Origin of the sequence: Priestia megaterium (assembly GCF_041941685.1) — a bacterium.
GTDB classification, from domain to species: Bacteria; Bacillota; Bacilli; order Bacillales; family Bacillaceae_H; genus Priestia; species Priestia megaterium_C.
This window is the reverse complement of the sequence record NZ_CP130958.1, coordinates 3,032,658-3,051,516: the sequence shown is the minus strand read 5'-3', so window position 1 is coordinate 3,051,516 and position 18,859 is coordinate 3,032,658. Positions and strand designations below refer to the sequence as shown.

General features: G+C 39.6%; 18 protein-coding genes and 3 other annotated features. Of the genes, 16 read left to right on the top strand and 2 right to left on the bottom strand.

What is annotated here, in order from left to right; translation table 11 throughout:
* Positions 1–248 precede the first annotated feature (248 nt).
* The 11 genes from allC (at position 249) to Q5794_RS15770 (ending at position 11,918) form a co-directional block, all read left to right on the top strand.
* Positions 249–1,490, top strand: a complete 1,242-nt coding sequence (allC, locus tag Q5794_RS15820; RefSeq protein WP_251034260.1) for an allantoate deiminase — start codon at positions 249–251, stop codon at positions 1,488–1,490.
* Positions 1,491–1,502: 12 nt separating this feature from the next.
* Positions 1,503–2,753 (top strand): alanine--glyoxylate aminotransferase family protein, encoded by a 1,251-nt coding sequence (locus Q5794_RS15815; protein ID WP_192994091.1) that lies wholly within the window; start codon positions 1,503–1,505, stop codon positions 2,751–2,753.
* A gap of 43 nt (positions 2,754–2,796) precedes the next feature.
* Positions 2,797–4,407, top strand: coding sequence for a gamma-glutamyltransferase (gene ggt / locus Q5794_RS15810; protein WP_374988149.1), 1,611 nt, complete (start codon positions 2,797–2,799; stop codon positions 4,405–4,407).
* Positions 4,408–4,431: 24 nt separating this feature from the next.
* A complete protein-coding gene (locus Q5794_RS15805) occupies positions 4,432–5,145 on the top strand; it encodes a chromate transporter (RefSeq protein ID WP_374988148.1) in 714 nt (237 codons plus the stop codon).
* Positions 5,033–5,542 carry a chromate transporter gene (locus Q5794_RS15800; RefSeq protein WP_374989224.1) on the top strand — a complete coding sequence of 170 codons (510 nt, stop codon included), beginning with the start codon at positions 5,033–5,035 and terminating at the stop codon, positions 5,540–5,542. The genes Q5794_RS15805 and Q5794_RS15800 overlap by 113 nt, the downstream gene beginning before the upstream one ends.
* Positions 5,543–5,601: 59 nt before the next feature.
* Complete coding sequence (locus Q5794_RS15795; RefSeq protein WP_192994085.1) at positions 5,602–6,060, top strand: GNAT family N-acetyltransferase; 459 nt, start codon at positions 5,602–5,604, stop codon at positions 6,058–6,060.
* A 200-nt stretch (positions 6,061–6,260) separates the two neighbouring features.
* Positions 6,261–6,466 (top strand) — a binding site (T-box leader).
* A 70-nt stretch (positions 6,467–6,536) separates the two neighbouring features.
* Positions 6,537–6,743, top strand: a binding site (T-box leader).
* Between the two features lie 126 nt (positions 6,744–6,869).
* A complete protein-coding gene (locus Q5794_RS15790) occupies positions 6,870–7,943 on the top strand; it encodes a bifunctional 3-deoxy-7-phosphoheptulonate synthase/chorismate mutase (RefSeq protein WP_013057698.1) in 1,074 nt (357 codons plus the stop codon).
* A gap of 6 nt (positions 7,944–7,949) precedes the next feature.
* Positions 7,950–8,150: a binding site (T-box leader), on the top strand.
* A gap of 49 nt (positions 8,151–8,199) precedes the next feature.
* Entirely contained in the window at positions 8,200–9,366 is a 1,167-nt protein-coding gene (gene aroC, locus Q5794_RS15785; protein WP_013057697.1) for a chorismate synthase, read from the top strand.
* Positions 9,367–9,386: 20 nt separating this feature from the next.
* Complete coding sequence (locus tag Q5794_RS15780) at positions 9,387–10,244, top strand: prephenate dehydrogenase (protein ID WP_214988468.1); 858 nt, start codon at positions 9,387–9,389, stop codon at positions 10,242–10,244.
* Positions 10,245–10,259: 15 nt separating this feature from the next.
* Positions 10,260–11,531, top strand: a complete 1,272-nt coding sequence (aroA, locus tag Q5794_RS15775; RefSeq protein ID WP_192994082.1) for a 3-phosphoshikimate 1-carboxyvinyltransferase — start codon at positions 10,260–10,262, stop codon at positions 11,529–11,531.
* Between the two features lie 141 nt (positions 11,532–11,672).
* On the top strand, positions 11,673–11,918 hold the full coding sequence (locus Q5794_RS15770) for a hypothetical protein (protein ID WP_374988147.1): 246 nt from the start codon (positions 11,673–11,675) through the stop codon (positions 11,916–11,918).
* Between the two features lie 42 nt (positions 11,919–11,960).
* Here the strand turns inward: Q5794_RS15770 and Q5794_RS15765 are convergent, their stop codons facing one another.
* Positions 11,961–13,505, bottom strand: a complete 1,545-nt coding sequence (locus tag Q5794_RS15765; protein WP_215054697.1) for an FAD-dependent oxidoreductase — start codon at positions 13,503–13,505, stop codon at positions 11,961–11,963.
* Between the two features lie 127 nt (positions 13,506–13,632).
* Here Q5794_RS15765 and Q5794_RS15760 point away from each other — a divergent pair, with 127 nt between their 5' ends.
* The 5 genes from Q5794_RS15760 to Q5794_RS15740 all read left to right on the top strand — a co-directional run bounded on the left by Q5794_RS15760 (position 13,633) and on the right by Q5794_RS15740 (position 17,480).
* Positions 13,633–13,791: a hypothetical protein gene (locus Q5794_RS15760; protein WP_192994078.1), complete on the top strand. Its 159-nt coding sequence runs from the start codon at positions 13,633–13,635 to the stop codon at positions 13,789–13,791.
* A 367-nt stretch (positions 13,792–14,158) separates the two neighbouring features.
* Positions 14,159–15,130, top strand: a complete 972-nt coding sequence (locus tag Q5794_RS15755) for a PHB depolymerase family esterase (RefSeq protein ID WP_016764703.1) — start codon at positions 14,159–14,161, stop codon at positions 15,128–15,130.
* A gap of 340 nt (positions 15,131–15,470) precedes the next feature.
* Complete coding sequence (locus Q5794_RS15750; RefSeq protein ID WP_214988472.1) at positions 15,471–15,890, top strand: CBS domain-containing protein; 420 nt, start codon at positions 15,471–15,473, stop codon at positions 15,888–15,890.
* A gap of 243 nt (positions 15,891–16,133) precedes the next feature.
* Positions 16,134–16,403 carry a hypothetical protein gene (locus tag Q5794_RS15745; RefSeq protein WP_214988474.1) on the top strand — a complete coding sequence of 90 codons (270 nt, stop codon included), beginning with the start codon at positions 16,134–16,136 and terminating at the stop codon, positions 16,401–16,403.
* A 123-nt stretch (positions 16,404–16,526) separates the two neighbouring features.
* Positions 16,527–17,480, top strand: a complete 954-nt coding sequence (locus Q5794_RS15740; RefSeq protein ID WP_214988476.1) for a sporulation protein — start codon at positions 16,527–16,529, stop codon at positions 17,478–17,480.
* Between the two features lie 29 nt (positions 17,481–17,509).
* Here Q5794_RS15740 and Q5794_RS15735 read toward each other — a convergent pair whose 3' ends face one another.
* Entirely contained in the window at positions 17,510–18,835 is a 1,326-nt protein-coding gene (locus tag Q5794_RS15735) for a hemolysin family protein (RefSeq protein WP_192994072.1), read from the bottom strand.
* Positions 18,836–18,859 lie beyond the last annotated feature (24 nt).

Below are 18,859 nucleotides of genomic sequence, written 5' to 3'. Positions count from 1 at the left end.
TTTTATTTTATAAGAAAGTTTAGTTAAAATAAATAAAACTTTCAGAAAAAAATGTATAAATTGTTAATGAAGAAGTGTATTCAATCCTGTAAGATGAAATAAATAACGTATAATGTTAGAAAAAGTGACGTATATAAGACTTTGTATATTTAGTGATAATAGCCAAAAAAAACACTAAATCATTGTAGGAAGTGTTAATGAAAACAATCAGTCATTTTCTTAAAATGAAGATAGCAGGAGGGATAGCAATGGTTGCAGATATGACGGGAAAATCTAAGCTTTGTCAGCAAATCGAAGAAAACGTTAGCTGGTTGTCACAGTTTGGGTTAGATGAAAAAAAAGGGGTCACGAGGCTTTTATATACGAAAGAGTGGAATGCAGCTCAAAAGGCATTGGAAGAAAAAATGAAGGAACTTCACCTCAAAACGTATTACGATGATGTAGGAAATTTATTTGGACGGTTGCAAGGAACGGGTTCAGAACAACAAGTTATTTTAACAGGATCCCATATCGACACCGTGATAAACGGAGGAAAGTATGACGGGGCGTTTGGTGTTGTGGCAGGTATCATTGCTCTGCAGTACCTATACGCGCATTACGGCTCCCCTACAAAAACCTTAGAGGTCGTATCACTTTGTGAAGAAGAAGGTAGCAGATTTCCTCTTACGTATTGGGGATCAGGTAATATGAATGGATTACACAGCAAAAGTGATGCAAAACATGTTATAAATAAAGAAGGGGTTAAGCTGGATGACGCAATGAAACAGCTCAATTTCGGAAAAGGCCTCCACAGCGAGCCATACCGCACGGACATCGCTTCTTTTATTGAACTACATATTGAACAAGGAAAGCAGCTTGAAATGTCTCGTTGCGATATCGGAATTGTTTCTAGTATCGTCGGGCAGAAACGATTTACAGTATCTGTTAAAGGTGAAAGTAACCATGCGGGCACAACCCCGATGAACATCAGAAAAGATGCATTTTATGTGAGCTGCAAACTTGCTAAAGCATTTATTGAATTGAGCGAAAAATATCATAACGCTTTATACGTAACGGTTGGCAAAATTACACTTTCTCCAAATGCACCGAATGTAATACCAGGATATGTAGAATTCACGGTCGATATAAGACATCATGAGTATAAGATTTTACAAGAGGCAGAACGAGAAATGAAGGAAGTTATAAAGCGAACAGCAGGGGATTTAGAAGTGAATATCGACTGCTGGATGGATGAAAAACCTGTCGCCATGAGCGAAGAATTATCTGAACTTTCAAAAATTATTTCCTCGGAAAAGAATATCTCCTCCCGAGAATTAGTAAGCGGTGCAGGACACGACTCGCAGGTATTCGGACGAAGAGTTCCCACATGTTTGTTGTTCGTACCGAGCCAAGATGGAATCAGCCATTCCCCAAAGGAATTCACCAAAGGAGAACAGTTAGAAAAAGGAGTAAAGGTCTTAATAGAACTATTATATAAACTTGCCTACTAGGAGGAATTTGACATGACTATAACAAAACAGCTTCATACACCGCCGCGTACGATTATGACACCCGGACCCGTAGAAGCAGATCCACGCGTATTAAGAGCATTAGGAACACCTATTTTAGGTCAGTTTGACCCCGCATTTACGCACATTATGAACGAAACGATGGAAATGCTTCGTGAACTATTTCAAACCAAAAACAAATGGGCTTTTCCCGTTGATGGAACGTCTAGAGCTGGGATTGAAGCAGTTCTTGCAAGTGTAGTTGAGCCTGGCGATAAAGTGTTCGTCCCGATTTTCGGCCGCTTCGGCTATTTATTAACGGAAATTGCCGAGCGCTACGGAGCTGATGTACACAATATTGAATGCGAATGGGGAGAAGTGTTTGACCCTGAAACAGTTATTCGTGAAATAAAAAAAGTAAATCCGAAAATTGTTGCAATGGTTCATGGTGAAACGTCTACAGGAAGAATGCAGCCTCTTAAAGAAATTGGTGCTGCATGCCGCAACCAAGATGTTTTATTTATCGTCGACGCAGTAGCTACTATTGGCGGTACGGATGTAAAAGTAGATGAGTGGAACATTGACGCATTGATTGCAGGCACACAAAAGTGTTTATCTGTTCCGTCCGGCATGGCACCTATTACGTACAATGATCGTATTGAAAAAATTATCATGGAACGTAAAAAAGTTGAAAAAGGAATTGCGACAAAAGCAGATGCTCAAACTGTTCGTCTGCGTCCGAATATTATCAGCAACTATTTTGATTTGAGTCAACTTCAAGACTATTGGAGTGAGCGCAGATTAAATCATCACACGGAAGCAACGTCCATGCTCTATGCTTTAAGAGAAGGGCTGCGTGTTATTTTAGAAGAAGGATTAGAGGAAAGATTTGCAAGGCATCGCCTCCATGAAAAAGCACTTGTAGCCGGTATTAAAGCAATGGGATTATCTTTATTCGGAGATGAGGATTCAAAAGTTCCAACCGTTACTTGTGTTTTAATTCCCCCAGGTATTGACGGAGAGGCAGTTCGTTCTACGCTTCTTGAACAATTTGGGATTGAAATTGCAAGTTCTTTTGGGCCGATGCACGGAAAAATATGGCGTATCGGTACAATGGGATACAGCTGTCGAAAAGACAACGTTCTCTTTACATTGGCTGGTCTTGAAGCAGTGCTTATTCGAAACGGCGCAACCGTGAATGCAGGTTCTGCTTTACAAGCAGCATTAGAAGTTTACGAGGAAGAAGTAGCGTTGTCTAGTCTGTAAAGATTCGTTTTATTCATCATATAAAGAAAAGAGGAGATTTTCTATGAGCGAATACTTTTTTACACACCCCTATGCATCGCAGCGTACGTGTACGTTTGGAAAAAACGGAATGGTAGCAACTAGTCAGCCTCTTGCCGCTCAGGCGGGTCTTGAAATGTTGAAAAAAGGAGGCAATGCGGTAGATGCTGCTATTGCCTCCGCAGCTTGTTTAACGGTTGTAGAGCCTACGTCAAATGGAATTGGCGGAGACGCATTTGCTCTCGTGTGGATAAATGAAGAGCTATACGGACTCAACGCGAGCGGTCCTGCTCCTGCTTCTATCTCTATTGAGGCTCTGCGTACCATGGGGATAAAAGAGATGCCAGCTCGCGGTTTTGTTCCTGTTACGGTCCCTGGTGCCCCCAGCGCGTGGGTGGAACTATCAAAACGCTTTGGGCGACTATCGTTAAAAGAAGTGCTGCAGCCTGCTATTTCGTATGCACAAGAAGGGTTCCCAATCTCCCCGATTTTAGGGTACAATTGGGAACGAGCGTTTGAACGATTTACACACGCGTTAAAAGGTGACGAATATAAGCACTGGTTTGAGACGTTTACCAACAATGGATCAGCTCCTAAAGTAGGGGAAGTGTGGCGATCACCGGACCATGCTGCTACGCTGCTTGAAATTGCCGAAACGAATGGAGAATCTTTTTACAGAGGGGATTTAGCTGATAAAATATCAGCTTTTTCGAAAAAATACGGCGGATTTTTAGCAAAAGAAGATTTAGGAGCTTTTAAAGCAGAGTGGGTGAAGCCAATTTCAACTTCTTACCGAGGATATGATGTGTGGGAAATTCCGCCTAACGGCCAAGGCCTTATTGCACTTTTAGCTTTAAATACGCTAAAAGGCTTTTCTTTCGATGCCAAAGATTCTGTCGATACATACCACAAGCAAATTGAAGCCATGAAGTTAGCGTTTGCAGATGGCCAAAAATTCATTACAGATGCTGATAAAATGACCGTAGCAGTTGAAGACTTGTTAAATGATTCTTATGCAAACAAACGCAGAGGGCTGATTGGTGAAAAAGCGCTTATTCCCGAAGCCGGACAGCCGTCTCATAGCGGCACTATCTATTTAGCGACAGCGGATGGAGAAGGAAACATGGTATCATTCATTCAAAGTAATTACATGGATTTTGGCTCGGGACTTGTCGTACCTAATACAGGCATATGCCTGCAAAACCGCGGGCATAATTTTTCGTTAGACCCAAACCACCATAACCGATTAGAGCCTGGAAAACGAACCTACCATACTATTATTCCTGGATTTTTAACAAAAAACAAACGTGCTGTAGGTCCATTCGGCGTCATGGGTAAATTTATGCAGCCGCAAGGACATGTGCAAGTCATCATGAACATGATTGATTTCCACCTCAATCCTCAGGCAGCTTTAGATGCACCAAGATGGCAGTGGATTGAACATAAAAAGGTTCTTGTGGAAAAAGAAATGCCTTCGCATATTGTAGAAGCATTAGAACGCAAAGGGCATGATATTCATGTGGCCACAAGCAGGCATACGTTTGGAAGAGGGCAGATTATTTTAAGAGATGAACAAACCGGTGTATTATACGGCGGCACAGAAGCGCGGACAGACGGAGCCGTCGTTGCTTATTAGATCACAGAGAAAGGAGCGCGAGAAATGCGACAATTGGATATTTTTATAGCGTTTTTTCGCTCAGGTATGCTCGGCTATGGAGGAGGACCTTCAGCTATTCCACTCGTAAAAAAAGAAGTGGTCGATACGTACAAGTGGATGGATGACGATGAATTTGGCGATTTGTTAGCAATCGCTAATACGCTGCCTGGGCCTATTGCTACAAAGCTGGCTGGATACATCGGCTATCGAGTCGGCGGTATTTTGGGTCTCGGGACAGCTTTATTTGCAGCCGTTATTCCAACCGTTTTTTTAATGGTATTGCTGTTAACAACTTTAACGCAATTTAAAGATCAGCCGTGGGTTATGGGCATGACCAAAGCAGTTGTTCCTGTAGTGGGAGTTATGCTCGCGGTTATGACGTGGGACTTTTTTAAAAAATCAACGTCTGGTTTAGGGTGGACGCCAGCTATTATCTTACTGATTATTAGCTTAGGATTAATGGAATTTGCCCATATCCATCCAGCGGTCATTATTATTGTTCTTATGGCGGCAGCTTGGATTCCGTTAAAACGAAAAGAAAAAAAGGCGAAAGTGCTGAACACAAGCAGAAGAGGGAATCGGTATGATTTATATTCAGCTATTTATGGCGTTTTTTGTTTCAAATATTTTAGGCTATGGAGGCGGACCTGCGTCGATTCCGCTTATTCAAAAAGAAGTCGTAGATCGCTACCATTGGCTTACGGTCAAAGAGTTTAGTGAAATGCTGGCAATTGGAAATGCGCTTCCTGGTCCGATTGCAACGAAAATGGCGGGGTTTATCGGATATCAGCAGGCAGGGATTTTAGGCTCTGTGATTGCTCTTTTTGCAACGATTGCTCCATCGGTTTTACTTTTAGTTATTTTACTTCGAATATTATTTAAGTATAAAGATTCGCCAAATGTTAAGAAAATGACGAACTACATTCGTCCCGTTATCGCCATTTTACTGGGCTTGATGGCGTATGAATTTTTTATGAATTCATACGGTGATTCAGGGATATGGCAAACTTTATTTTTGGTAGCATCCAGCTTTCTTTTATTGGAAAAATTGCGTGTGCATCCAGCGTTCGTTATTGTCGGAGCACTCGTATACGGAGCTGTTTTTCTTGCTTAAATGAAGCTCTCAAATAATGAGAGTTTTTTTGTGTAAAAGAGACGAAAAGAGGGGAAGTCATGGTTGAAAAAGCAGCGCTAGAAAACGTTCAGGATTTGGTTAAACTGCGAATGTTGCTCATGAAAGAACTGGGAGAATTAAACGGAAACGAGGAGCTGTTTCAAAAAGCTACAGAAGAATATTTTACTGCAAATATAAATAATCCAAATAGCTATACGGCTATTTTAAAAGCGGATGGAGAAATTGTATCAGCAGGAAGCATCGTCTTTTTTATACGTCCGCCTTCACCGAGTAACCTCCAAGGAAAAGAAGCATATGTTATGAACATGTATACAGCTTTCGATCACCGAAAGAATGGCTATTCTTCAGCTATTTTAAAGCATTTGATGCAGTACTGCCAAAAAAGTGGTGTAAATCGAATATGGTTAAATGCTTCTTCCGCTGGAAAAAGCTTGTATCAAAAACATGGATTTATTGAATGTGAATCTGAAATGGAATACAAGTTTGAAAAAAATTAGAGTAGCAAAACTCTTGATAGAGATGGGTTTGAAGGAGCTATGGTTTTAAAAAAATAAAAAAAATTAATAAAAAGTGTTGACGAAGATAAAAAAACCATTCATAATACAAATCAACATCACACAACATTACACACAACTTGGAAGCGACAAACAGTTTCAAACGATCGGAACTGATTATCCAAGTACACATACATAGTCAATACTGAGCGTTGATAGGAGCACTAGTAGAAAAAATTTCCCTGTAACAGAGAGCTGACGGTTGCTGCGAGTCAGAACACAAATTTTTTCGAAGTACATTCCTTGAGCATCTTTTCCGAGCAGGAAAAGACGGCCTGGCCGTTATTTTAATGAAGAGGCAAGTGAAATGCTTGCAACTAGGGTGGTACCGCGAATTTTCGTCCCTACTGACTCTTAAGAAAAATCTTAAGGGTGAGTAGGGACTTTTTGTATTTCGGTCCATTATAATTTTATATCCATTACAAGCGATGAAAAGAGCATAGTAGCAAAATCTTCCCTGTATTCAGAGAGCTGATGGTTGGTGCGAATCAGTACAAAAGAGATTGCGAATTACATTCTTGGAGCTTTCTTTTGGCGATAGTCAAAAGCGGCAATAGCCGTTATCTTAATGAAGAGGCAAGCAATGCTTGCAATTAGGGTGGTACCGCGATCAATTCGTCCCTACTGATACAATCAGTAGGGACTTTTTGTATATCCGCATAAGCGGTTGTGTAGGTGTAAAACGGATTTTTCAATACAAACTAAACGAGAAAGTCCGTTCGAGGTTATAAAATCAAAGGAGGATTTTTAAAATGACAAAATCACTAGAACAATTACGAGGACAAATCGACGAAATAAATTTAGAAATTTTAGAATTATTAAACAAACGCGGTGAAATCGCACAAGAAATTGGAAAAGTAAAAGGTACACAAGGTGTGAATCGCTTTGATCCAGTTCGTGAACGTAAATCGTTAGATCAAATCTTAGCTAACCATAATGGTCCATTCGAAGCTTCAACAATTCAGCATATTTTCAAAGAAATTTTCAAAGCTAGCTTAGAGCTTCAAGAAGACGACCACCGCAAAGCACTTCTTGTATCTCGTAAAAAGAAATCCGAAGATACAATTGTTGACATCAACGGTACAAAAGTAGGACCTGGAAATTTAGAATTTGTAATGGGGCCATGTGCAGTAGAAAGCTACGAACAAGTAAAAGAAGTGGGCTTAGCGCTTAAAGAACAAGGCATTACATTAATGCGCGGCGGAGCGTTCAAACCACGTACATCACCTTACGATTTCCAAGGTCTTGGAGTGGAAGGACTAAAAATCTTACGTCAAGTAGGAGATGAGCTAGGCCTATCAATTATTAGTGAAATTGTTTCTCCTCAAGATATTGAAACGGCTCTAGACTACGTAGATGTGATTCAAATTGGTGCACGTAACATGCAAAACTTTGAGCTATTAAAAGCAGCAGGTTCTGTAGATAAACCAATTCTTTTAAAACGTGGATTGGCAGCAACAATTGAAGAATTCATTAACGCTGCTGAATACATTATGTCTCGTGGAAATGGAAACATTATTCTTTGTGAACGCGGTATCCGCACATACGAGCGTGCAACACGCAACACATTAGATATCTCAGCTGTTCCAATCTTGAAAAAAGAAACGCATTTACCAGTTGTAGTAGACGTAACGCATTCAACAGGACGCAAAGACTTACTATTACCATGTGCAAAAGCAGCGATTGCTATCGGCGCAGATGCTGTAATGGCAGAAGTTCATCCAGACCCAGCAGTAGCACTATCAGATTCAGCACAGCAAATGAACATTCCTGAATTCCACAAATTCATGGAAGAATTAAAAGGTGCAGCAGTAAAATTATCTTAATTTCATAGTGATACAGTGATAAGAAACTAGTAGCAAACATTTCCCTGTCTCAGAGAGCTGACGGTTGGTGGAAGTCAGTACACAAATGTGAGCGAATTACACTCTTTGAGTACTCTTTTACAGAGCGGTCAGCGGATCGTTAACAATTCGAGGTGGCAAGCAATGTTTGCAACTAGGGTGGTATCGCGAGAAAAACTCGTCCCTATGACGTAGGGGCGAGTTTTTTTATTTTTTATAACAGAAAGGAATCGATAATATGAGATATTTAACAGCAGGAGAATCGCACGGACCTCAATTAACAGCGATTATTGAAGGAGTACCGGCAGGGCTTGAATTAACAGCCGAACATATTAATGAAGATTTAGCAAGAAGACAAAAGGGACATGGGCGCGGACGCCGCATGCAGATTGAAAAAGATCAAGTTCAGATTAAAGGCGGGGTTCGCCACGGTGAGACGCTTGGTTCACCCATTGCTTTAGTCGTTGAAAACAAAGATTTTACTCACTGGAGAAATATTATGGGTGCTGATCCAGTTGATCATGATGAAGAAGTAAAGCGACAAATTACAAAACCTCGTCCAGGTCATGCGGATTTAAATGGAGCGATTAAATACGGTCACAGAGATATGCGAAACGTATTGGAACGTTCATCTGCTCGTGAAACGACGGTACGAGTAGCCACAGGCGCAGTTGCCAAACAAGTACTAAAAGCTGTAGGCGTAAATATTGCATGTCACGTGCTTGAAATCGGCGGTGTGAAAGCTGAAAAAACGGCATATGAGTCACTGACAGAACTTCAGGAAAAAACAGAAGCGTCACCTGTTCGCTGCTTAGATGAAGAAGCGGGACAGAAAATGATGAAAGCAATCGATGATGCAAAAGAAAATGGAGACAGCATTGGTGGCGTAGTGGAAGTAGTAGTAGAAGGAATGCCTACTGCAGTGGGAAGTTACGTGCACTATGATCGTAAGTTAGATTCAAAGCTAGCTGCTGCTATTATGAGCATTAACGCGTTTAAAGGCGTTGAAATCGGCGTAGGCTTTGAAGCAGCTCGCAGACCGGGAAGTGAAGTCCATGATGAAATTCTATGGGATGAACAAAACGGCTATACGCGTAAAACGAACAATGCTGGAGGTTTAGAAGGAGGCATGACAACAGGGATGCCGATTGTTGTGCGAGGTGTCATGAAACCTATTCCTACCTTATACAAGCCGCTGCAAAGTGTAGATATTGATACAAAAGAGCCATTTGCTGCAAGTATTGAACGCTCAGACAGCTGTGCAGTACCTGCGGCAGCGGTTGTAGCAGAATCAGTGATTGCTTGGGAACTAGCATCTGCTATTATCGATCAATTTGGGGCAGATCGAATTCAGTTAATTCAAGAAAATGTGAAAAAACATGAAGAATACGCAAAGCAATTTTAATGAATAGAGGAGAATGAAAGGTGAAAACACGTGTATTACTTATTGGCGTCGGCCTTATTGGAGGATCATTAGCGCTAGCTATGAAGAAGCATCGTCACGTCACAGTCGTTGGAGCTGATATCAATACAAATGAAGTACAAGTAGCCAACCAGCTAGGTATCGTTGATTATGTAGCTGAAGATATAAAAACAGAAGCAGCCCAAGCAGATTATATCGTGCTTGCTACTCCAGTAGAGTACACGACAGCATGGATACACGACCTTTCTACTTGGAAGCTTAAAGAAACGGTTATCGTAACGGATGTCGGAAGTACCAAAGGTGAAATTATGAAAGCAGCCGAAGCGCTGAATAAGAAACGTATTTCATTTATTGGCGGGCATCCGATGGCTGGTTCTCATACGAGCGGTGCAGTCAATGCACGAGCGGATTTATTTTGTTCGGCGCGCTATATTTTAACGCCGTTTGAAAATGAGCAAAAAGAAAAAATAGATGCGCTTATGCATTTGCTAGAGCCTACAGGTGCACAATTTGTACCGCTTGATGCAGCTACTCATGACCAAATCACTGGAGTTGTCAGTCATTTACCTCATGTGATTGCGACCAGTCTTGTAAGACAAGTAAAAGGATATTCAGCACAGAATCATCTTGTCACGGAAATGGCAGCAGGCGGTTTTCGAGATATTACGAGAATTGCTTCAAGCAATCCTCATATGTGGAGAGATATACTAAAACAAAACCGTTCTATGCTTTTAACATTGCTTGATGACTGGATGAAAGAAATGGAACAAGTAAAACTATTAGTAGAAAAAGGTAACGGTCACGAATTATTTGATTACTTTTCAGATGCCAAAGAATTTCGTGATTCGCTTCACGCATAAAAGGAGAGACATATTGTGACAGTAAAAGCTTTACGAGGAACGATTCAAATTCCAGGAGATAAATCCATTTCTCACCGTTCCGTTATGTTTGGTTCAATCGCAGAAGGAACAACAACGATTAACGGGTTTTTGCCAGGAGACGATTGCCTTAGCACCATTTCCTGCTTTCAAAAACTAGGTGTAGACATTCAAATGATTGATGAACAAAGCGTCGTAGTAAAAGGAAAAGGGATACAAGCTCTAAAAGAGCCATCTGATATTTTAGATGTTGGAAATTCGGGCACAACGATTCGCCTTATGATGGGGATTTTAGCAAATACACCCTTTCATTCAACATTGATTGGAGACGAATCCATTGCCAAACGCCCCATGAAGCGTGTGACCGGTCCGCTTCGTGATATGAATATTCATTTAGATGGCCGAAAAGACGCTAATTTTACACCGCTTGTTATACGAGGTGGGCAAGCAAAAGGGATACACTATACATCTCCCGTTGCGAGCGCGCAAGTAAAATCAGCTATTTTACTTGCTGGACTGCAGGCGGAAGGAACAACTTCTGTAACGGAACCGGCGAAATCGCGTGATCATACAGAACGTATGCTAGAGGCATTTGGTGTTAAAGTCGAAGAAGAAGGCTTAACCGTTTCAATTGAAGGCGGTCAAACGTTAAGAGGAACGCATGTAGAAGTGCCTGGTGATATTTCGTCAGCTGCATTCTTTTTAGTAGCGGGGGCTATTATTTCAAACAGCCGCATTGAAATTCAAAAAGTGGGGATGAATCCGACTCGAACAGGTATTTTAGATGTGCTTTCAAATATGGGCGCTTCGATCGAGACAGTCAAAGAAACAAAAGAAACAGCGGAACCCTATGCAGATTTAGTTGTAGAAGCTTCTCACTTAAAAGGTACAGAAGTAGGCGGAGACTTAATTCCACGCCTAATTGATGAAATCCCAATTATTGCACTAGCTGCCACCCAAGCAGAAGGGATTACAGTTATTAAAGATGCTGCAGAGTTAAAAGTCAAAGAAACAAACCGTATTGATACGGTAGTGAATGAGTTAACCAAAATGGGAGCTAACATTGAAGCAACGGAAGATGGAATGATTATTCACGGAGGTACAAAACTTCACGGAGCAAATGTAAACAGCCACGGAGATCACCGTATCGGTATGATGCTTGCTGTTGCCTCTTGTATTGCAGAAGGGGAAACAATTATTGAAAATCGTGACGCGGTATCCGTCTCTTACCCGCAATTTTTTGCTCACTTAGAGTCTTTACAACAGTAAATTCCCTTATTATGTTAAAATAGCAGTTTGAAAGTTGTAAGGAATTTATAAAATTAAAACCAATGACTCTATATTTCGCCGGAGAAATCCGATATAATCATTACAACACCTCTAGTATTAAATAGAATTTGGTGAATGATTATGTTTTTGATGATTGTCTACATCGGGGCCATTTTATTTTTTATAAAAATGTTTATGGATCGAGATTTTATTTGGTTTTTATTTTTATTGCCATTTTTGATGTTTGTTATGTTTTTTGAAACAGACTATCTTGATCATGTCCCTGAATCTGGAAGGTTAATTATCTTTACGTTTTCTTTTTTAGTCATTTATGCAATGGTTTTGGTGTATAATCGATACTTTAGAAAAGAAGGATGTAATGAGTAAACTCAAATGTGAATCCATTGATAATGATAAAAAAAGCATGCCCTACGGCGTGCTTTTTTTATCGCTTGAATTGACCTCCACTGGCGTAAGCGGCTTTTTAGCAGGGCCTTCTACCACAGATCCGTCGTAAGAGAAACGAGAACCGTGACAAGGGCAGTCCCACGTGCGGTCACCAGCGTTCCAATTCACTTCACATCCTAAGTGCGTGCATGTAGTATCCACGCAGTGAAGCTTCCCTTGAGGATCTTTATAAGCCCCCGTACGTTTGCTGTTTACGTATACGACCGACCCTTCATCATTTTGAAGCTGATCCAGTCCTTTTTCAGGCATTGAAAACTTACCGGTAATAAAGTGTTCAGCCACATCAAGATTTTGACGAAAGAAATGCTTAAGGCTAGGGTCCGCATAAAAACGAGATGGATTATACAACTCTGCATATGGGTTGTCTTTTCCGGTTATTGCATCTCGAATAATATGTGCTGCAATGGTGCTATGAGTCATTCCCCATTTTTTAAATCCGGTGGCAATAAAGATATTTGGCTTGCTTTCTTTAATAGGACCGATATATGGAATTTTATCAAGCGTAAATAAATCTTGTGCAGACCATTTATAACGAAAATGTTGAACAGTAAAATTTTCTTCGGCGAACCTCTGAAGGGACTCATAGTGGAATATAGTATTAATTCCTTGTCCAGCTTTGTGGCCTTCTCCACCAATTAAAATGAGTTCTTCTCCGTCAACTTTTGTTGAACGCAGCGAATGAGTAGGCTGATCAGCACTTAAATACATGCCTCCAGGGTAAGCTTGTTCAACTTTTGCTGCTAACACATACGAACGTTTGGCATACATGCGCGTATAGTAAAAGCCCGCTCCATCATAAAATGGAAAGTGTGAACACGCCACTACATATTTGCAAGAAATTCGATGGCCGTCTCTTGTGACAACGGTGGGCGACGTGCTTTCTTCTACGTCCGTTGCTACGGTGTTTTCAAAAATCAATCCGCCGCTTTCTGTGAATTTTTTCACTAAATGAAGCAGATATTTTAGCGGATGAAACTGAGCTTGATCTTTCATAATAGCTGCTGCCCTAATATCAAAATTAAAAGGAAGCTCTGTTGCAAATTCACATGGAATATGTAATCGCTGATAGGCTCGAAATTCTTTACGAACTCGATGATCAAACTCCAGCGTTTCTCCGTACAAGTAAGCATCTTGTACCGAAAAATCACAGTCAATGTTTTCCGTTTGAATTAAGTTTTTCATAAACTGCAGAGCTTGTTCGTTTGCTTTATAATACAGCAGCGTTTTTTCTTCGCCAATGTGTGAAAGCAGCTCATCGTAGATAACGTCATGCTGAGCTGTAATCTTTGCTGTTGTGTGACCGGTTGTCCCATTTAAAATATTATCAGCTTCAATTAACGCCACGTTCAGTCCTTCTTTTTGTAATAAATAAGCTGTTGTAATACCGCTAATACCGCCTCCTACTACTACAACATCAACTTTTCGATTTTCTGAAAGAGATGGGTATGTTGGAAACTTTAAATGATCGCGCCAGTAGGGCTCAGTATCCTTTGGGATATTTGCCACTTTATTCACCTCCATATGATAAGTCTTATTTTTACCATAGTTTTCTAAAAAATGTATGCAAAATAAAGGAATCTACTCTAATAGTGTCTCTTTGCTATACCCATTTAAGCAAAAGGAGAGGAAAAGAGTGATTACAATCAGCCTTTGTACGATTGTTGCGAACGAAGCAGAGGCTAAACGAAAATATTTGCTCTTCAAGATTCCTCTGTTTCAAGGTGGCTTCCGCACCTGCACCTTGCCGTTTGCTACGATAGAATTGGTGAATAAAAAGCAGAGTATGAAATAGTAAAGGTTACAGATTTAAACATGAAGAGCAATAAATTCATATAAATGATAGGGAGCATCATATAATAAAAGTATAGAGGCTTAATTCGGCAAAAGATATTTAAACATACAAGGTCCAAATAAAAGGGCAAACGGCATGTTTGTCCTTTTTTCATGATTATAGTGACAATTTTCATATATAGTAATAAAGTATATATATAGCAAAAAAATCCCAAATTTCAAGAATATAAAAAACGGCTTAAAACCAAAACAAGTTTTACTCTCAGAGTATGTAGAACGTGCAAAAACACGAAATAATATGTAGTATTGTAATACAGGACGTAATTGGGAAGAAAAATGAAAACGTTGACAAAAAGAGGAGGGGTACCATGTTGGGTTCACTACCTAATGTTATAAATACGTCAACGCTTGTGTCTTCAAGTGAACAACAAGAAGCGTCATCTGAATCATTTAAAACATATACTCATAAAGGAAAAAAATTCAAGGTCTATTTACCTAAATCCTATCATATTTTAAAATCTTATCCACTAATGGTTATGCTGCATGGATGTACACAAAATGCAGATGATTTTGCGATAGGCACGCAAATGAATGAGCTCGCCGACGAAAAGGAATTTATTGTCGTATATCCACAGCAGTCTTCTAACTCAAATATGAATAAATGCTGGAACTGGTTTGAACCTCTTCATCAAATTAGAGGGTTTGGCGAGCCAGCTATTATTGCAGGGATTGTAAAGAAAGTCCAAAACATGCATTTTATTCAGAAAAATAAAGTGTTTATTGCCGGTCTGTCAGCAGGAGGAGCAATGAGCATCGTTATGGGGGTAACGTATCCAGAACTGTTTGCTGGAATAGGTGTGTCAGCGGGTATCGAATATCAGGCGGCTCTTAACGTATTTAATGCGTATTCTGTTATGGCCAGTAAAGGTCCTTCCCCCGTTAAACAAGGGAGAATTGCTTATCAGCAAATGGGGAAACGGGCAAAGCCACTGCCGCTCATTGTATTTCATGGTAACGCTGATTCTACGGTAAATGTAGCCAATGCAGATCAAGTGGTTCACCAGTGGATTACAACGAATAATCTTGCTTATAACGGAAGAATAGATGGATGGATTCAAGATAGCCCGGTTAAAACGAGAGAAGAAAAAATTCTCTTTGGACGGGATTATACAACATATCGCTACGAAAGCAGTAAGGGAGAATTGGCTATTGATAAATATATTATCAATGGAATGGGGCATGCATGGTCAGGAGGGAATTCAGCGGGCAGCTATACAGATCCTAAAGGACCCAACGCTAGCCGAATCATGTGGGACTTTTTCATGAGTCAAAAAGTATAAACAGAGCATATAATGAGGTTCAGTTGCGTTCTTATCGCAGAGAAGAAGAGCTGAAAGTAGCTCTTCCGGCCCTTATTAGTATAAAAAAGCAGCTGCAGGAACCATTATTTTAACTAGACGTGTTTTTCTAAAAATTAGGATTTGATTATTTAGAAAACGGGTACTGTAATAAAGAAAATAAGAAGCCAAAATTACATAGCTTAGGATTGACAGCTTATAGTTGTAAATGTAAGATAACTGCGAGCTGCATTTTGTATGATTAAAACATTCAAATAAACCGAAAACTGAAAAAATAAATAGAAATTGTAAGATGAGCGGGTAAGGAAAAGGAGATTAAAAAATGAATATTGCATTTTTCTTAGTACCAAAAAGTGATGTTGTAACACTAAATATTCAATCCACATTAAGACAGGCTCTTGAAAAAATGGAGTACCATCGCTATTCTACAGTTCCGCTGGTTGACGATGATGGTAAATATGTGGGCGTTCTTACTGAAGGAGATATTCTTTGGAAGTTAAAAAGCCTAGGAGACTATCGCTTTCAAGATACGGAAAATATTAAATTAACAGAGATTGACCGCTATCAAGATTATAACCCAGTTGCTATATATGATGAAGTTCAAAACATCCTTTCAAAGGCAATTGACCAAAATTTTGTTCCTGTAACGGATGATCAAGGTGTATTTATTGGAATTGTGAGAAGAAGAGAAATTCTAGAGTTTTATGCAGAAAGCGCAAGTAAAGTGAAAAATCAAATATAAAAAAAGCCATCTCTAGATGGCTTTTTTTCTTGTCTTATCTGCCCCGTACATACTCCTAAAAACAGGCTTAGGTCATGGCCCACAGCAATGCACTTCCTTGTACTAGTTTACATAATCTATTTATATAGGTATAAAATTGCCTATATAAATCTTATTTATAGATAAGGATGGTTTATGTGAGTTACAACAACAAAAAGAAGTGTTGCTGGTGTTCTAATCAGTATTATTACAAAACTTCTGGCTATGATCCAAGAAGTAGCCACGAAGGAAAATGCTGTAATAACGATTATAAGCATAACGATCATTGTCCTAAACATGATGATGATCATCGTTCTGGGCATAAAAAATGCCATCATGGTGGCAACCATGGCGGAAGTCACGACGGTAACCATGGCGGAGATCATGGCGGTAACCATGGCGGAGGTCACGGCGGTAACCATGGCGGTAATCACGGTGGTTGCAAAAGACGTCGCTGCTGTTGGGGCTGGGTGTTTTAATTCAATAAACATTTGAATTAAAATGAAGCGTTGATTTAGCAGAAAGAACTCAAGAAATTGAGTTCTTTTTTTGTAAGTTGAAACTTATAAACGGTATACTTCGTATATATAGTAAGAGCATTTTGGAGGAGGAAAAAGAATGTTTAAAAAAATGTTTGCTAAAATTGGGGTTGGAGCTGCCAAAGTCGATTTACGATTAAATGAAACGGCTTATACCCTCGGTCATGTAATTGAAGGAGCTATCGTCATCCGAGGCGGAAACGTTCAGCAACATATTAATTTAATCGATGTTGAATTTTGGCTTGAAGTTCAAATGAAAAACGGTCAAATGCATACACATCGTGTTGAAAGCCTACGCGCAGCTTCTTCATTTACAATTAATGAAGGAGAGAAAAAAGAAATTCCATTTACATACCATTTGCCTCTGGATCTTCCAATCTCTGCGAGTAATGTTGGCTATTTCTTTAAAACACACTTAGATATTGAAGGGGGAGTTGACTCAACAGACCGGGACCCTGTGCGCATTAAAGCTCCAAAAAGCTTATATCAGCTAGTGGAAGGCTTTGAAGCACTTGGTTTCAGAGAAAAGCATCATTCAGGAAAATTTAATGGATACAAACAAGAATTTGCATTTTTCCCTACAGACTTCTTAAAGGGATATGTAAATGAGGTTGAGTTTGAGGTAGCCATTGAAAGAGAAGGTATCCGCGTGCTATTGGAGCTAGATTTGCCTTCTTTCGGCCGAGAGAGAGAAATAAAAAACGAACTCTTTTTTACAAACGATGAATTAAGCCATTCATCTACTATTGCTCGTTTGCTGGAAGAAGCGATGGAAGAGATGATGGAAAATCCTCGGGACTATGAATATTATAAGCCTTCTCACTATGATCAGCACTCACATCACTCCCGTATGAGCGGGTTAGGAGGAGCAATGGGAGGCTTTGCAGCCGGTATGTTAGGTGGACTGCTCATTGAAAATTTGATGGATGATATGTTTGAAGATTCGGTGCTTGGTGAAATAGGAGAAGATATTGAAGAAGCCGGAGAGGATCTGCTTGATGGAGATTTCTTTGATGGAGGAGACGATTGGTAAAATGGATTTTGAATAAATAAAAAGGATGATTAATCATGATCATCCTTTTTTTCTTTCTTCTTTCTTTTTTTTACTTCTATATACTTAATGTGAAAATCTTCTATAATCAAAACTTTAAAGTAAAATTGCTCATGCTGAATGATATCATTTTTGGTCACATCAAACTTTTCGGTTAACACCCACCCGGCAATGGTATCTACTTCTTCGTCGCTAATATCTGTGCCGAGTAAATCATTTACTTGGCTAATGAGCATTTTTCCGTCAAGAATATAATGATCCTCTTTAATTTTTTGTACATAAGGAATTTCGTCAGTATCAAACTCATCTCGAATTTCTCCCACAATTTCTTCAATAATGTCTTCTACTGTGACAAGCCCAGCAGTTCCGCCATACTCATCAAAGAGAATAGCCATTTGAATACGTTCTTTTTGCATCTTTACAAGCAAGTCGTGAATAGGTACGGTTTCAATTACTTTAAAAATAGGCTTGACGTACGATTCTAACGTATTGGTGCCGTCTTTTTCGTTGAATACAATATCATTATAAATTTCTTTAATATTAACGAGACCGATTACTTTATCTTTATCCCCATCTTCAACAATTGGATAGCGCGTATATTTTTCGACATTTGCAATTTGTAAAAAAACCTCTACCACGTCGTCTTTAGAAGCACTTACAATTTCTGTACGAGGAACCATTACTTCTTTAGCTAAACGATCATCAAAATCAAAAATTTTGCTCATATATCGATATTCGGATTGATTGATTTCACCGCCTTCAAAGCTCTCAGATAATAAAATGCGAAGTTCTTCTTCACTATGGGCAGCTTCATTTTCTGAAATCATCGTTATACCAAAAACCTTGGTCAACATACGAGCTGAGCCGTTTAATATTTTAATGAACGGATACATAAGTCTGTAAAACACGATAATCGGTTTTGCAAAGTTCAGCGTAATTTGTTCAGCCATTTGAATAGCAAACGTTTTAGGAGCTAATTCTCCTAAGACAACATGTAAAAAAGTAATAACAACAAATGCAATGACAAAAGATAAAATACCGGCAAGCGGCTCATTCGTATGGAAGGTAGTGAAAAGAGGGTGAAGCAACCGGTCTAGCGTCGGTTCACCAAGCCAACCAAGCCCGAGAGCCGTGATGGTGATACCAAGCTGACAAGCGGATAGATATTCATCTAGATGCGTAATAACGTGTTTGGCAGAGACGGCTTTTTTATTTCCTTCTTCTAGAAGCTGATTGATTTTTGAACTCCTTACTTTTACAATAGCGAATTCTGTGGCTACAAAAAAAGCAGTTAATGCAATTAAAACTGCGACTAATAGTAATTTTACGGCGATCATTAAAGTCACCACCTTGTGCGTAAA

Excerpts from the sequence above, each read along its gene's own strand:
- allC (WP_251034260.1), top strand. The coding sequence starts at position 249 with ATGGTTGCAGATATGACGGGAAAATCTAAGCTTTGTCAGCAAATCGAA.
- Q5794_RS15815 (WP_192994091.1), top strand. The coding sequence starts at position 1,503 with ATGACTATAACAAAACAGCTTCATACACCGCCGCGTACGATTATGACA.
- ggt (WP_374988149.1), top strand. The coding sequence starts at position 2,797 with ATGAGCGAATACTTTTTTACACACCCCTATGCATCGCAGCGTACGTGT.
- Q5794_RS15805 (WP_374988148.1), top strand. The coding sequence starts at position 4,432 with ATGCGACAATTGGATATTTTTATAGCGTTTTTTCGCTCAGGTATGCTC.
- Q5794_RS15800 (WP_374989224.1), top strand. The coding sequence starts at position 5,033 with ATGGCGTTTTTTGTTTCAAATATTTTAGGCTATGGAGGCGGACCTGCG.
- Q5794_RS15795 (WP_192994085.1), top strand. The coding sequence starts at position 5,602 with ATGGTTGAAAAAGCAGCGCTAGAAAACGTTCAGGATTTGGTTAAACTG.
- Q5794_RS15790 (WP_013057698.1), top strand. The coding sequence starts at position 6,870 with ATGACAAAATCACTAGAACAATTACGAGGACAAATCGACGAAATAAAT.
- aroC (WP_013057697.1), top strand. The coding sequence starts at position 8,200 with ATGAGATATTTAACAGCAGGAGAATCGCACGGACCTCAATTAACAGCG.
- Q5794_RS15770 (WP_374988147.1), top strand. The coding sequence starts at position 11,673 with ATGTTTTTGATGATTGTCTACATCGGGGCCATTTTATTTTTTATAAAA.
- Q5794_RS15755 (WP_016764703.1), top strand. The coding sequence starts at position 14,159 with ATGTTGGGTTCACTACCTAATGTTATAAATACGTCAACGCTTGTGTCT.
- Q5794_RS15750 (WP_214988472.1), top strand. The coding sequence starts at position 15,471 with ATGAATATTGCATTTTTCTTAGTACCAAAAAGTGATGTTGTAACACTA.
- Q5794_RS15745 (WP_214988474.1), top strand. The coding sequence starts at position 16,134 with ATGATCCAAGAAGTAGCCACGAAGGAAAATGCTGTAATAACGATTATA.
- Q5794_RS15740 (WP_214988476.1), top strand. The coding sequence starts at position 16,527 with ATGTTTAAAAAAATGTTTGCTAAAATTGGGGTTGGAGCTGCCAAAGTC.
- Q5794_RS15735 (WP_192994072.1), bottom strand. The coding sequence starts at position 18,835 with ATGATCGCCGTAAAATTACTATTAGTCGCAGTTTTAATTGCATTAACT.